This is a genomic window from Gordonia sp. PvP123 (assembly GCF_040547295.1).
GTDB lineage: Bacteria > Actinomycetota > Actinomycetes > Mycobacteriales > Mycobacteriaceae > Gordonia > Gordonia terrae.
Window position 1 is genome coordinate 356712 of record NZ_JBEPPN010000007.1, and the last position, 12504, is coordinate 369215.

A 12504-nucleotide genomic window follows, 5' to 3' on the forward strand; every position below is an offset into this window, starting at 1 on the left:
ACTCGGCTACGGTCGAGGCATGTCACTGGTCGCGACCGGGCTCTCGCGCACCTTCGGACGGCACACCGCCGTCGTCGATGCGAGCCTCGAACTCAGATCCGGCAGGATCACCGGCCTCGTCGGCCCCAACGGGGCCGGCAAGACGACTCTGCTCCTGCTCCTCGCCGGCCTGCTCGCCCCCGACACCGGCTCGATCACGGTCGACGACGCCCCGGTGCAGCCGACCGACATGCGTCGGCTGACCGGGTGGATGCCGGACATCTTCGGCACCTGGGAGAGTCTCACGGCGCGCGAGATCCTGACGACGTTCGGCAAGCTCTACGGAATGCCCACCACCCAGGCCCGGCAACGCGCCGCTGAACTCCTCGAGCTGGTCCACCTGACCGATCTCGCGACGCGGCCGGCACACGAGTTGTCGCGCGGCCAGAAACAGCGACTCGGCTTCGCCCGCGCCCTGGTGCACCGGCCCCGAATCCTCCTGCTCGACGAGCCGGCCTCCGGCATGGACCCGCGGTCGCGGATGGACCTACGCAGTCAGTTACGCCGCCTCGCCGACGATGGATGCTCGATCCTCGTGTCGTCGCACATTCTCTCCGAGCTCGAGGAGATGGTCGACGACGTCGTGCTGATGACCGAGGGCCGGACCCACGCCCCGCAGGGCGCGGCCGGCGGGGTATGGCGCATCAGACTCGTCGGGCAGCCTCCCGGGCAGGCGCGGGACGTCCGTTTCGACGACGAGTCCGACGCCGCGCGGCACCTCGCACAACTGGTGTCCTCCGGGGCCGCGGTCAGCGAATTCACTCCCGTGTCCACCGGCATCGAAGACGCCTACCTCGCACTCGACCCGGAGCGCCGATGATCACGCAACCCGACGCGCCATCGTCGCGCACGTCATTCACCGGCTGGTGGCGCATGGTCGGGGTCATCGTCGAACTCGAACTGCGCCAGCGGCTCCGGACGACGAGGTGGAAGGCCACGCTCATCGTCGCCTTCGTCGTGATCTCGCTGGCGGTCTTCGGATCGATGTACCTGGCCGTGGCAGTGTTCGGCGGCACCTACACCGGATGGGCGTCGAACCTGTACGGGCTCCTGGTCGGATTCCTGTTGCTGCTCGGGATCATCGTGGCCCCGACGCTGGCGGCGACGACGATCAACGGCGACCGCAAGGATGCAACCCTGGCCGTGGTCCAGGACACCGCGATCGGCAACTGGCAACTGGCGCTCGGCAAGCTCATCGGGAGCTGGGTGGCCGGGATGGCCTTGGTCGCCGTCGCCACCCCATATCTGATCTGGGGCGTGATCGAAGCGCCGCAACCGATCTGGCGCGGCGTGCTCGGCGCGATCGTCCTGGCACTGATCTTCGCCTGCTACGCGGGAATCGGACTCGGATTCTCCGCGGTGACGGCGCGACCGGCGGGATCCGCGGTGTTGACGCAAGCGGCCGTCTTCTTCCTCCTCCTCGGCCTCCCGGTGGTCTTCGGCCTCCTGTATCCGACGGTCGCACAGACGCATTCGGTGGTCCGCACCGAGACGACGGTGACCGACCCATCGAGTCCGACGCCGACCTGGACGTGTCGGGAGGTCACCCGAGACGAGGAGTTCCACCATCACGAACGCATCTGGTGGCTCCTCGCCCCGAACCCGTTCTTCATCGTGGCCGACGCCGTGTCCTCGCCACCGGAGAACCCGATGAGATCCTCCGACAGCACGGCGGCTCAGGAGATCTCGCGGATGCTGTCGGCAGTGCGGGCGGGTCCGTACATCGGCCCACGGACGTGCGCCGACATCTCCTACGGTTACGTCGACCAGCACGCCCCCACCGGACACATCGCCCGCGAGGCCGCCCACGAGACGTCCGAGATGGGCCACTCGTGGGTTGTCGGCCTGGGGATCTATCTGGTGTTCGGTGGGCTGGGTTACGTCGTCGCCGCACGTCGTCTCCGGATTCCGGCCGGGAAACTCCCGCGCGGCGTCCGGATCGCATGAGTTCAGCTGACGGCGACGCCGGGTTCCAGCCCGGATACGACGCGCTCGCCGACCTGTACGTCGCGACGTTCCCGTCACCGTTCTCCAACGCTCTGCAGCGTCACGTCATCGATGCCTTCGTCGACCATGTCCGCGGGAGTGGCGTCCCGGGAACCGTGCTGGACGTGGGCTGCGGGCCGGGTGGGGTGACGGCGGAAGTGGCGGCCGCGGGCATCGATGTCATCGGCGCCGATCCGAGTACGGAGATGGTGCGGATCGCGAGAACGTCGCATGCCGACCTTCGGTTTGTCCTCGACGATGCACGGCTGAGGTCGCCAGAGCTCGACGAGATCGACATCGCCGCGGTGGTCGCGCGTTTCAGCCTGATTCATGTGCCGCCCGGATCCGTCCCGGACATCCTCCGCGGCTGGGCCGCTCGGATGAGGCCCGGCGGCGTCGTGCTGATCGCGGGACAGACCACCGAGGCGGACGAGGTCACCGAGTTCGATCATCGCGTGGCGCCCGCCTGGCGGTGGCACCCGGATCGCATGTCCGCCGCACTGGCCGGAGCCGGGTTCGACGAGGAATGGCGAACGGTGCGCCGCGCCGACGACGACCACCGTTTTCCCGAGTTCCACCTGCTCGCACGGCGACGGTAGCTGCGAGCACGCCCCGAACTAGAAAGTTCGGGCAGCCGAAACTATAGTGTCGGCATGCCCAAGCGCGCGCGTCGTCGGTTCGTCCCCGTCGGGGCCCTCCTTGCCGCCGTCTGCACGATCGTCGCGGGGTGCACGCTGTCGAGCCGGCTCCCCGACGAGAAGGTCGTGCTCACGACGTTCACCGTGCTCGCCGACATCGCCTCGGAAGTCGCCGGCGACCGCCTGGAGGTGGAGTCGATCACCAAGCCGGGCGCCGAGATCCACGGGTACGAGCCGACCCCCGGTGACATCCGGCGCGCCGCGACCGCCTCGCTCATCCTCGACAACGGTCTGAACCTCGAAGCCTGGTTCGCGCAGTTCGTCGACGGCCTCGACGTCCGGCACGTCGTCGTCAGCGAGGGTGTCGAGCCGATCGACATCGCTTCGGATGCATACGCGGGCAAGCCGAATCCGCATGCGTGGATGAGTCCGGTGAACGTGCAGATCTATGTCGACAACATGGTTCGGGCGTTCACGGAACTCGATCCCGACGGCGCCACCACCTTCGAATCCAATGCGGCCGCCTACAAGAAGCAGCTTCAGCAGGTGCAGACCGGCCTCACCTCCGCACTGGCCGGACTGCCTGCCAACGAACGGGCCCTCGTCACCTGCGAAGGCGCGTTCTCCTACCTCGCCCGCGACGCCGGGCTCACCGAACGCTATATCTGGCCGGTCAATGCCGAACAGCAGGCGACGCCGCAACAGGTCGCGGACACGATCGACTTCGTCCGGGCAAACCGTGTCCCCGGCGTGTTCTGCGAATCCACCGTCTCCGACGCCCCGATGAAGCAGGTCGTCAACGCGACCGACGCCCGATTCGGCGGCACCCTGTACGTCGATTCGCTTTCCGAGGCCGACGGCCCTGTACCCACCTACCTCGACCTCATCCGCCACGACGTCGCGACCATCGTGTCGGGCCTGACCGGGAGCAACACGTGAACGCCTCAGCGACTAGCGGTTCCGCCATCGAGGTGACGGACGTGACCGTGCGGTACGGCGACATCCTCGCCCTCGACCACGCGTCGGTGCGAGTGCCGGCCGGCCAGGTGTGCGGCCTTGTGGGCATGAACGGATCGGGCAAGTCGACGCTGTTCAAGACGATCGTGGGGTCGGTGACCCCGACGACCGGCACGGTCCGGCTCGGCGGTCGGACGCCGGCCGCGGCGCGTCGAGCCGGCGCGCTCGGCTACGTGCCGCAGTCCGAGGACATCGACTGGACCTTCCCGGTCTCGGTCCGCGACGTCGTGATGACGGGTCGCTACGGCCATCTGGGATTCACGCGTCGCCCGAAACGGTCCGACCACGACGCCGTCGACGAAGCCCTCGCACGCGTCGAGCTCACCGACTTCGCCGACCGTCAGATCGGCCAGTTGTCCGGCGGGCAGCGCAAGCGGGCCTTCGTCGCCCGCGGCATCGCACAGGAAGCCGGGATCCTGTTGCTCGACGAGCCGTTCGCCGGCGTCGACAAACGCACCGAGGCCACCATCACCGCGCTGCTGCGCGAGCTCGCCGACGCCGGGACGACGATCCTGGTGTCCACCCACGACCTGCAGGTCCTACCCGAGCTGGCCGACGAGGCGATCCTGCTGATGCGCCGGGTGATCGCCCAGGGCGCGCCGACCGAGGTGATCACCACCGACAACCTCGTCCGCGCGTTCGGCCTCGATCCACTCGCCCGACCGACTTCCGAACGCCGCGAGTTCGGGCGCCTCGACTCCGAACACCACGAGGAGGTCTCGTGACCATCGTCGACATCCTTCTCGACCCGTTCGCCTACGCGTTCATGACGCGTGCGCTCTGGGCGACCCTGATCGCCTCGGTCGTGTGTGCGCTGCTGTCGTGCTGGCTCGTGCTGATCGGCTGGTCGCTGATGGGCGACGCCGTCTCGCACGCGGTCTTGCCCGGCGTGGTCCTCGCCTACATCGTCGGCGTCCCGTTCGCCATCGGCGCGGTGATCTTCGGCTTCCTCGCGGTGGCACTGATCGGCGCCGTCCGCGACGGCGGCCGGGTCAAGGAGGATGCGGCCATCGGCATCGTCTTCACGACCCTGTTCGCCTTCGGGCTGGTGCTGATCTCGGTGACGCCGAGCCAGACCGATCTGAACCACATCATCTTCGGCAATCTGCTGGGTGTCTCGACGTCGGATCTGGTGCAGATCGCGATCCTGGGCGCGATCGTGGCGACCCTGCTCCTTCTCAAGCGGCGCGACTTCACTCTGTACGCCTTCGACCGCACGCACGCCTTCGCGATCGGCCTCAGCCCGCGGTTGCTGGGCGCGGCCCTCCTGGCGCTGCTCGCCCTCACCGCGGTGACAGCCCTGCAGGTCGTCGGCATCGTGCTGGTGGTCGCGATGCTCATCATCCCCGGCGCGACGGCGCGATTGCTCACCGACCGGTTCGGCCGGATGCTCGTCATCGCACCGGCCATCTCGACGATCTGCGGGGTCATCGGCCTGTACATCTCCTATTACCAGGACACCTCGCCCGGCGGGATGGTCGTCCTCGTCCAGGGCATCGCGTTCTTCGGTGTGTACCTGTTCAGTCCGACCCACGGGGTCATCACCAAACGACGCAAACACCGCGAGAGTGCGTCCCTCGACGCGCTGACTACCGGTTGATCGGCCCCGAGCCCATGACAGACGAAAGCGCCCCACCTGAACAGGTGGGGCGCTTTCTCGTGGAGCTGCCGGGAATTGAACCCGGGTCCTCCGTCGTGTTGTTAGGGCTTCTCCGTGTGCAGTCCGCTATGTCTCTACTTGGATCTCTCGGTCACGCGAACAAGCCGAGATGACGATCCCAGTCGCTGTTTGGTGTTCCGACCTCACCCGCGACCGGCGAGGACGGTGAGCTCCCATAGATGATGCCGGCATCCGGGTCTGGGAGCATAACCCGGGCCGACAGACTAGCCGTCGCTACTCAGGCAGCGAGGGCGTAGTCGCGCTGATTGGAATCGGCGCTTAATTGGTTGCTGCGACGCTCACGGTGGTCTCCAGCCTGCACCGACACGCTTCCCCTATCTCGACGCACGAAGTCGAAACCGATCAGCCCCGAGTAGGACCCGCCGACCGGAGTCAGCGAGCACTTCAGTCTAACAACTCGTTCCGCAGAGTTCATTCCCGTTTCCCCCGAGACCTCCGGCGGGGGTCACTCTCGGCGGCGAAGACCATGGGCGCGAACGCGGTGACGACTCGGTCCTCCCAGTCACCGGCGACACCTCCGGTGCGGGCGCGTTCGGCGACGAGCGCCCCGACGATGCCGTCGACCAGCATCTCCGGCTCCATCGTCGCCGCGAATTGACCGCGCCGTTTACCCGCGTCGAGTGCCTCTCGGAGTTCGGCGCGGTGGCGCGCGAGGACCTGTCGGAAGAGCACGCCGAACTCGGGATCGGAATCGGTCAGCAGGGCCGCCATGCCGCCGAAACCGATTCCGTCGAGCACCATCGACGCCGCGTGGGTCACCACCCAGCGCAGCCGGGCCTCCGCGGGAAGGTCCACATCAGGCGGCTCGACGACAGCGACGTCGAGCAGAGCTGCGCCGAGCATCTCGTTCCGGTTGCGGTAGCGGCGATAGATCGTCGTACGCGCCACCCCGGAATGGGCTGCCACGCTCTCGATCGTGACCCCGGCTGGTCCGCGGGTCCGGAGCAACTCCAGGGTCGAACGGACGATCTTCGGGCCGCTGCCGCCTGCCACGTCGTGGTCACCTCACGCTTTCCCGCCGATTCCGGTTCCGACCGTCGGCAGGAATACTACCGCGCCACGAAACGCTACACGTAGTGTTGCGCTACAGTCACTGTAGCGATCCGGGTCGGGACCACTCAGCGAAAGGACTCCTTCATGCACGACACACCTCGATCGACATCCGTGGCTTTCACCGGATATCTGATCCTGCTTCTCGGATTTCTGTTCCTCGGGTTGTTCGTGATGGCACTGGCCGGCGGCATCGCCGCGCCCGCATGGCCGTTCGGCGCCGCCATGGCCGTCTTCCTGATCACGTCTGTCGCGTGCTTCCGGCATCAATCAGAGCTCAGCCGCCGGTCGCGGATCTCCGGCGGCGACATCGTGTCCGCTGATCCACTGACACCGCTCCTCCGACGAACCGACATCGAGCGCTACGAGCGCACGTACCGCCCCAGAGCCGACGTGTCGACCATGCACCGGACGGAGTGGACCAGCGTCGATCGCGCCGCCTGACGACGACAACCCACGCAATGGCGGAGTCGTCGAGCTGCCAGCTCATTCACAGCTGCCCGCCAGGCCCGGCCCAGGCGCCACCGGGATCGTGGAGACCTCGTGAGCCGAGGACGGACTCGGCCGACCGACGAGAGCGAGACCGACATGACCTCCCCGACCCCCGGCGAGCACGAACCCGACCGCGCCTCCCCCAACCCGCAGGCGCCCGACCCATCTGACGACGCCGCGACCACGCCGATCAGCCCGACGCCGACGCCGGGAGCGAACCCCCATGACTCCCTCGACGCGAACGGCTCCGCCGCCCACGGCATGCCCGCCGAATCCCACCCGGTCGCGCCGAAAACCGCGCCGGCGCGCTCGGCCCTGATCGCCGGCGCAGCCGGACTGGCCATCGTCGCGGGCGCGTTGGGTTTCGGGGCCGGTTACATCACCGGTGACACGACGTCCGAGCGTCCCGCACCGGCCGCCGTCTGGCAGCAGGGCGGCAACGGGCCCGGAATGGGAGGCGGCCCACAGATGAATGGACCCCAGATGAATGGACCCCAGATGGGTCAGCCCGGGATGGGCGGCCTACCGGGCAGGCAGAACCGCGACGGTGAGGGCGACCCCGAGTCCGACGAGCAGGACGGTCAGAACACGACGCCCGGGGCGCCGACGCAGCAACAGGGTCAGGCCGACACGGGCGCCTGACTCACCCCATCCCCTTCACGCGACGCCCGACCTCACGCTCGACCTCGCGTTGGGCGGTGCGCTTGGCGATGTCCTGGCGCTTGTCGTGGGCCTGTTTACCGCGGGCCAGGGCGAGCTCGACCTTCACCTTGCCGTCGTTGAAGTACATCGACAGCGGCACCAGCGTGAGATTGCCGTCGCGGATCTTGCCCACGAGGTTGTCGATCTCGCGCCGGTGCATGAGCAGTTTGCGCTTGCGCCGCACGGAGTGATTGGTCCAGGAGCCGTTGCCGTACTCGGCGACGTGCAGGGCATGAAGCCACACCTCGCCGTCGTCGATCGTCGCGAACGCGTCGACCAGCGACGCCTTGCCTGCCCGGAGACTCTTCACCTCGGTGCCCACGAGCACGATCCCGGCCTCGAAGACGTCGAGGATGGCGTAGTTGTGCCGCGCCTTGCGATTGGACGCGATCACATTGCGTCCCTTTTCCTTCGGCATGCACTCACCTCCTCGCTCTGATGGTGACCGCTGCGTTGCAGATCACCGACGTTCCGAACCGTCGAGACCGACGGATCATTCCCGGACATAGACACGAAGCGTGACATACGCGGTCGCGCCGGCCAACACAATTCCGCCGAGCACGAGCCACGGGGCGACGAACAGCACGTCGGTCAGCTCGATCCGCGCGAAGAAGCTGACCCCGTACAACTCGCGTAACGCGTTGTCGAAGAAGAACTTCTTGGCCAGCAGCAGGCCACCGATGGCCAACACCGAGCCGACGAAGGCCGACACCACCGCCTCGAGCAGGAACGGCAGCTGTGTGTACCACCGGGTGGCGCCCACCAGGCGCATGATCGAGACCTCGGTCCGTCTCGTGAAGGCCGCGACCTGAACGGTGTTGATGATCAACAGGATCGCGGCGATCGCCAGCACCGAGGCGATCGCGAACGTCGCGTTGCGTACGCCGTCGAGCACGCTGAAGATCCGCTGCACCAGTTTGCGGTCGTCCTTGAAGGCGTCGACTCCCAGATCCTTCCGGGCCGCGTATTTGGTGAGCACCGCATCGAACTGATTCGGGTCGGACACCCGCACACGCAGGGAGGCCGGCAGCGTGCCCTCCACGATGTTCTCGGCGAGGTCGGGGTTGTTCGCGAAGATCTCCTTGGCGCGCTTGAAGGCCTCGTCCTTGTCCAGGTAGGTCACCGAGGTGACGCCCGGCTCGTTCTCGAGACCCCGACGCAGCTGGGCACACGGGTCGGATTCGCACTGCGGATCCCGCTCGGTCACCTCGGGATTGAGATAGAACTCCATCTCCACCCGGTCGAGGAAGATCTGCTGGCTCTTGTCCGCCATCTGGATCACCAGCAGACCACCACCGAACATTCCCAGTGTGATCGCGGTGGTGATGATCATCGCGATGGTCATGGTCGCGTTGCGGCGGAGTCCGTGGAGAACTTCGCTGATGATGAAATTCGCTCGCATGTCTGCTCAGACAGTCCTTGGGTCTCGGGGAAGTGTGTCGGGGCCGGCTGCGCGTCAGCCGATCCCGTACACGCCCTGCGGGTCGTTGCGGACGAGTTGGCCGCTGTCGAACTCGAGAACCCGTCGTCGCATCGCATCGACGATGTGACGGTCGTGGGTGGCCATCACCACCGTGGTGCCGCGGCGGTTGACGCGATCGAGCACGTCGACGATCTCTTCACTGGTCTCGGGGTCGAGGTTGCCGGTGGGCTCGTCGGCCAAGAGCACCAGCGGCCGGTTCACGATGGCGCGGGCGATCGCCACGCGCTGCATCTCACCACCGGACAGTTCGTTGGGCATGCGGTCGTGCTTGCCTCCGAGGCCGACGTATTCGAGCACTTCCGGTACCACCTTCTGGACGGTGGAACGCGGTCGTCCGATCACTTCGAGGGCGAAGGCGACGTTCTCCGCCACCGTCTTCTTCTGAAGCAGTCGGAAGTCCTGGAACACACATCCGATGGACTGGCGCAGCTTCGGCACGGACCCTGCCCGCAGTTTGTTCACGTGGAACTCGCCGAGGTAGACCTCGCCGCTCGTCGGCCGGTCCTCCTTGAGGAGGAGTCGGAAGAACGTCGACTTGCCCGACCCCGACGGACCGATCAGAAACGCGAACTCCCCCTTGTCGACCTCGAGGCTCAGATCCTTCAGAGCGGGTCGACTGGACGCCTTGTACTGCATCGTGACGTTCTCCAGCTTGATCACGATGTGCCAGTGTAACGACGACTCCTGAGAGTGCGTTCAGGCGCGACACCCCGTTGCATCCACCCGCCTGACCAGCCGTTTTCCGGCCGGGTCAGCGTGTCGGGACCGTGGTGGTCGGGGTCTGCCCGCCGAAATTCGGGAGAGGGATGTTCGGCAGCCCGGGGATGGTCTCGCGGCTGGTGCTCGGCGTCTGCGACCGCGTCCCGTCCGTCGACGTGCCGTCCGTGCCGTCGACACCGCCGGTGGTGTCGGTCGTCGACGATTCGGTGGTGGTGCTCGTCGTCGACGACGTCGTGGACGGCGGCGGCTCGTAGGTCGGTTCGACCGTCTGCGATGACGTCGGCGCGGGCCGCGCGGGCGCCGGCGCCACGACGCCGTAGCGCTGCGAGGTGTACCCGTACAGCACACAGCACGCCAGGAACACGGCGACGAGGATCGCTGTGCTGGTCCGGATCCGCGTACGCGCGATGTGACCCCAGTCGATGCGCCGTCTGCGGTCGGATCCGGACGGCGACTCCTGCGGGGGCGGATCCTGCGGGGGGATGCCCTGCGTCGGGATGATCTGGGTGGGGTCGTCCGCGCCGGGGATGGGTCGGGCGGTTCGGTCCTCGTGGGGCCCGTCGCGGCCCGGGATGTCACCTGGGATGTTCGAGTCGGCCATCAGTCTCCCCCGTCCCGGTTGCCCTGGTCCGCGTGCGTCGCCGGCGGACCTCCCGCGGACCGCACCTCACGTGCGGGGACGTTGATCCCCTCCCGCGCCAGCGCCCGGATGATGTGCACACGCAGCGCGCGCCCGACCTCGAACTGTTTGCCCGGCAGGGTGCGCGTCACCATGCGCACGGTGATCGCGTCGAGCTCGAGGCTGGTGACGCCGAGCGACGACGGCGCGTCGAGCAGGAGGTCGTGCCAGCGCGGCAACGCGTAGAACTCACGGCCGACCCGATCGAGCGTCTCGTTGACCATCCCGATGTCGGCCTCGGACGGGACCGGGACGTCCACGACCGCGCGTGCCCAATCCTTGGAGAGGTTGGTCGCCTTGACGATCTGACCGTTGGGAACGGTGATGACCTCTCCCTCGGCGGTACGCAGCTTGGTCACCCGGAGCGTGACGTCCTCCACGGTGCCCTCGGCCGGCGCGTTGCCCGTCACCGTCAGGTTGACCACGTCGCCGTAGCCGTACTGCTTCTCGGCCACGACGAAGAATCCGGCCAGGATGTCCTGCACGATGCGCTGCGCGCCGAAACCGAGTGCCGCGCCGATCACCGCGGTGGGTCCGGTCAACCCGCTGAGTGGGATGCCGAACACCGACAGTGCGTGGATGATCACGATGATCGCGATCACCACGATCAGCGTCCAGGCGACGACGTCGACCAGTGCCCGTCGGTGCTTCGCATCTTCGGTCTGCACGATGAGATCGCTGGTCGAGAACCGCGAGTCCACGCGCGAGGCGTATTTGTCGGCACCCCAGCGGATCAGCCGGGCCAGGAGCACGGCACCCAGGATCCAGATGACGATCTCGAGTCCGCTCGTCGCCAACCAGACGTAGACCCGGCCGAGCAGAACTTCGGTCGGGGTCGGCGCAGCGGCCAGCACGAGGTCGGCGGCTGAGGTGATCACGCTTCGGTGGTCGCCATCCGCCAGCGGATCCCGGCCTCGATGAACTTGTCCAGCTCGCCGTCGAGCACGGATGTGGGGTTGTTGTCCTCGACGCCCGTCCGCAGGTCCTTCACCATCTGGTACGGGTGCAGCACGTACGAGCGCATCTGGTTGCCCCAGCTCGAGCCACCGTCACCCTTCAGGGCATCGAGTTCGGCGCGTTCCTCTTGCCGCTTGCGGTCGAGGAGTTTGGCCTGCAGGACGCGCATCGCCGACGCCTTGTTCTGCAGCTGGCTCTTCTCGTTCTGACACGTCACGACGATCCCGGTCGGGATGTGCGTGAGGCGGACCGCGGAGTCGGTCGTGTTGACCGACTGCCCGCCGGGGCCGGAGGACCGGTACACGTCGACCTTGATGTCGTTCTCGTCGACGTCGATGTGGTCGGTCGTCTCGACCACCGGCAGCACCTCGACCTCGGCGAACGACGTCTGGCGCCGACTCTGGTTGTCGAACGGACTGATGCGCACGAGTCGATGGGTGCCCTGCTCGACGGAGAGAGTGCCGTACATGTACGGGGCCTTCACCGCGAAGGTCGCGCTCTTGAGGCCCGCCTCCTCGGCGTAGGACGTGTCGTAGACCTCGACCCCGTACCCCTTCTGCTCGGCCCACCGGATGTACATGCGCATCAGCATCTGTGCCCAGTCCGCAGCGTCGACGCCGCCGGCACCCGAGCGGATGTTGACGACCGCGTCGCGCGAGTCGTACTCGCCGGCGAGCATCGTCTTGACCTCCATCGCCTGGATGTCGGTCCGCAGACTCTCGCGCTCGGCATCGGCGTCGGCCAGGGCGGCGACCTTGTCGTCACCCTCTTCGGCATCGGCGAGCTCGTACAGCACGGGGAGATCCTCGAGCCGCTGGCGCAGCTCGGAGACCTTCCGGAGTTCGGATTGCGCGTGCGACAGCTCGCTGGTGACCTTCTGGGCATGGTCCTGGTCGTTCCACAGGTCCGGGTCCGAGGCCTGCATCTCGAGCTCGTCGATGCGACGGCGCAGCTCTTCGAGGTCGAGCACCTTCTCCACGGTGGTCAAGGTGGCGTCGAGGGATTCGAGGTCTGCGGTCACGTCGGGATGCACGGTTATCCAGAGTACCGACAGTCCGGC

At 67.2% G+C, this 12504-nt stretch carries 15 protein-coding genes and 1 other RNA gene; 8 read left to right on the top strand and 8 right to left on the bottom strand.

The window, feature by feature from the left end:
• The first annotated feature begins 19 nt into the window (after positions 1 to 19).
• The 6 genes from ABIC25_RS16460 to ABIC25_RS16485 are packed head-to-tail and all read left to right on the top strand — an operon-like array spanning position 20 to position 5280.
• Positions 20 to 859 (top strand): ABC transporter ATP-binding protein, encoded by an 840-nt coding sequence (locus ABIC25_RS16460; protein WP_064571666.1) that lies wholly within the window; start codon positions 20 to 22, stop codon positions 857 to 859.
• Positions 856 to 1986, top strand: coding sequence for an ABC transporter permease (locus tag ABIC25_RS16465; protein WP_354562285.1), 1131 nt, complete (start codon positions 856 to 858; stop codon positions 1984 to 1986). Before ABIC25_RS16460 ends, ABIC25_RS16465 begins: the two co-directional genes overlap by 4 nt.
• Positions 1983 to 2624, top strand: a complete 642-nt coding sequence (locus ABIC25_RS16470) for a class I SAM-dependent methyltransferase (RefSeq protein WP_354562286.1) — start codon at positions 1983 to 1985, stop codon at positions 2622 to 2624. Before ABIC25_RS16465 ends, ABIC25_RS16470 begins: the two co-directional genes overlap by 4 nt.
• Before the next feature lie 54 nt (positions 2625 to 2678).
• Entirely contained in the window at positions 2679 to 3602 is a 924-nt protein-coding gene (locus ABIC25_RS16475; protein WP_004023688.1) for a metal ABC transporter substrate-binding protein, read from the top strand.
• Positions 3599 to 4405 (top strand): metal ABC transporter ATP-binding protein, encoded by an 807-nt coding sequence (locus tag ABIC25_RS16480; RefSeq protein WP_239402654.1) that lies wholly within the window; start codon positions 3599 to 3601, stop codon positions 4403 to 4405. The genes ABIC25_RS16475 and ABIC25_RS16480 overlap by 4 nt, the downstream gene beginning before the upstream one ends.
• Positions 4402 to 5280 carry a metal ABC transporter permease gene (locus tag ABIC25_RS16485; RefSeq protein WP_354562288.1) on the top strand — a complete coding sequence of 293 codons (879 nt, stop codon included), beginning with the start codon at positions 4402 to 4404 and terminating at the stop codon, positions 5278 to 5280. The genes ABIC25_RS16480 and ABIC25_RS16485 overlap by 4 nt, the downstream gene beginning before the upstream one ends.
• 57 nt (positions 5281 to 5337) lie before the next feature.
• Here the strand turns inward: ABIC25_RS16485 and ssrA are convergent.
• Positions 5338 to 5711: a transfer-messenger RNA gene (gene ssrA, locus ABIC25_RS16490) on the bottom strand.
• A gap of 61 nt (positions 5712 to 5772) precedes the next feature.
• Entirely contained in the window at positions 5773 to 6354 is a 582-nt protein-coding gene (locus ABIC25_RS16495; protein WP_354562289.1) for a TetR/AcrR family transcriptional regulator, read from the bottom strand.
• A 144-nt stretch (positions 6355 to 6498) separates the two neighbouring features.
• Here ABIC25_RS16495 and ABIC25_RS16500 point away from each other — a divergent pair, with 144 nt between their 5' ends.
• On the top strand, positions 6499 to 6855 hold the full coding sequence (locus ABIC25_RS16500) for a hypothetical protein (RefSeq protein ID WP_239402656.1): 357 nt from the start codon (positions 6499 to 6501) through the stop codon (positions 6853 to 6855).
• A gap of 144 nt (positions 6856 to 6999) precedes the next feature.
• Positions 7000 to 7545, top strand: coding sequence for a hypothetical protein (locus ABIC25_RS16505; RefSeq protein ID WP_354562291.1), 546 nt, complete (start codon positions 7000 to 7002; stop codon positions 7543 to 7545).
• A gap of 1 nt (position 7546) precedes the next feature.
• Here the strand turns inward: ABIC25_RS16505 and smpB are convergent, their stop codons facing one another.
• The 6 genes from smpB to prfB form a co-directional block, all read right to left on the bottom strand.
• The gene (smpB, locus tag ABIC25_RS16510; protein ID WP_004023694.1) at positions 7547 to 8023 is read right to left on the bottom strand and encodes an SsrA-binding protein SmpB; all 477 of its coding nucleotides are present in this window, start codon (positions 8021 to 8023) and stop codon (positions 7547 to 7549) included.
• 75 nt (positions 8024 to 8098) lie between these two features.
• A complete protein-coding gene (ftsX, locus tag ABIC25_RS16515; protein ID WP_004023695.1) occupies positions 8099 to 9007 on the bottom strand; it encodes a permease-like cell division protein FtsX in 909 nt (302 codons plus the stop codon).
• Positions 9008 to 9061: 54 nt separating this feature from the next.
• Positions 9062 to 9748, bottom strand: a complete 687-nt coding sequence (gene ftsE / locus ABIC25_RS16520) for a cell division ATP-binding protein FtsE (protein WP_354562292.1) — start codon at positions 9746 to 9748, stop codon at positions 9062 to 9064.
• Between the two features lie 91 nt (positions 9749 to 9839).
• A complete protein-coding gene (locus ABIC25_RS16525) occupies positions 9840 to 10409 on the bottom strand; it encodes an Rv3103c transmembrane domain-containing protein (RefSeq protein WP_354562294.1) in 570 nt (189 codons plus the stop codon).
• A complete protein-coding gene (locus ABIC25_RS16530) occupies positions 10409 to 11365 on the bottom strand; it encodes a mechanosensitive ion channel family protein (protein ID WP_004023698.1) in 957 nt (318 codons plus the stop codon). Before ABIC25_RS16530 ends, ABIC25_RS16525 begins: the two co-directional genes overlap by 1 nt.
• Positions 11362 to 12477 carry a peptide chain release factor 2 gene (gene prfB / locus ABIC25_RS16535; RefSeq protein ID WP_004023699.1) on the bottom strand — a complete coding sequence of 372 codons (1116 nt, stop codon included), beginning with the start codon at positions 12475 to 12477 and terminating at the stop codon, positions 11362 to 11364. The genes ABIC25_RS16530 and prfB overlap by 4 nt, the downstream gene beginning before the upstream one ends.
• Positions 12478 to 12504 lie beyond the last annotated feature (27 nt).

Bases quoted from the DNA above. Each gene is read 5' to 3' on its own strand.
- ABIC25_RS16460 (WP_064571666.1), top strand. From the start codon at position 20: ATGTCACTGGTCGCGACCGGGCTCTCGCGCACCTTCGGACGGCACACC.
- ABIC25_RS16465 (WP_354562285.1), top strand. From the start codon at position 856: ATGATCACGCAACCCGACGCGCCATCGTCGCGCACGTCATTCACCGGC.
- ABIC25_RS16470 (WP_354562286.1), top strand. From the start codon at position 1,983: ATGAGTTCAGCTGACGGCGACGCCGGGTTCCAGCCCGGATACGACGCG.
- ABIC25_RS16475 (WP_004023688.1), top strand. From the start codon at position 2,679: ATGCCCAAGCGCGCGCGTCGTCGGTTCGTCCCCGTCGGGGCCCTCCTT.
- ABIC25_RS16500 (WP_239402656.1), top strand. From the start codon at position 6,499: ATGCACGACACACCTCGATCGACATCCGTGGCTTTCACCGGATATCTG.
- ABIC25_RS16505 (WP_354562291.1), top strand. From the start codon at position 7,000: ATGACCTCCCCGACCCCCGGCGAGCACGAACCCGACCGCGCCTCCCCC.
- smpB (WP_004023694.1), bottom strand. From the start codon at position 8,023: ATGCCGAAGGAAAAGGGACGCAATGTGATCGCGTCCAATCGCAAGGCG.
- ftsX (WP_004023695.1), bottom strand. From the start codon at position 9,007: ATGCGAGCGAATTTCATCATCAGCGAAGTTCTCCACGGACTCCGCCGC.
- ABIC25_RS16525 (WP_354562294.1), bottom strand. From the start codon at position 10,409: ATGGCCGACTCGAACATCCCAGGTGACATCCCGGGCCGCGACGGGCCC.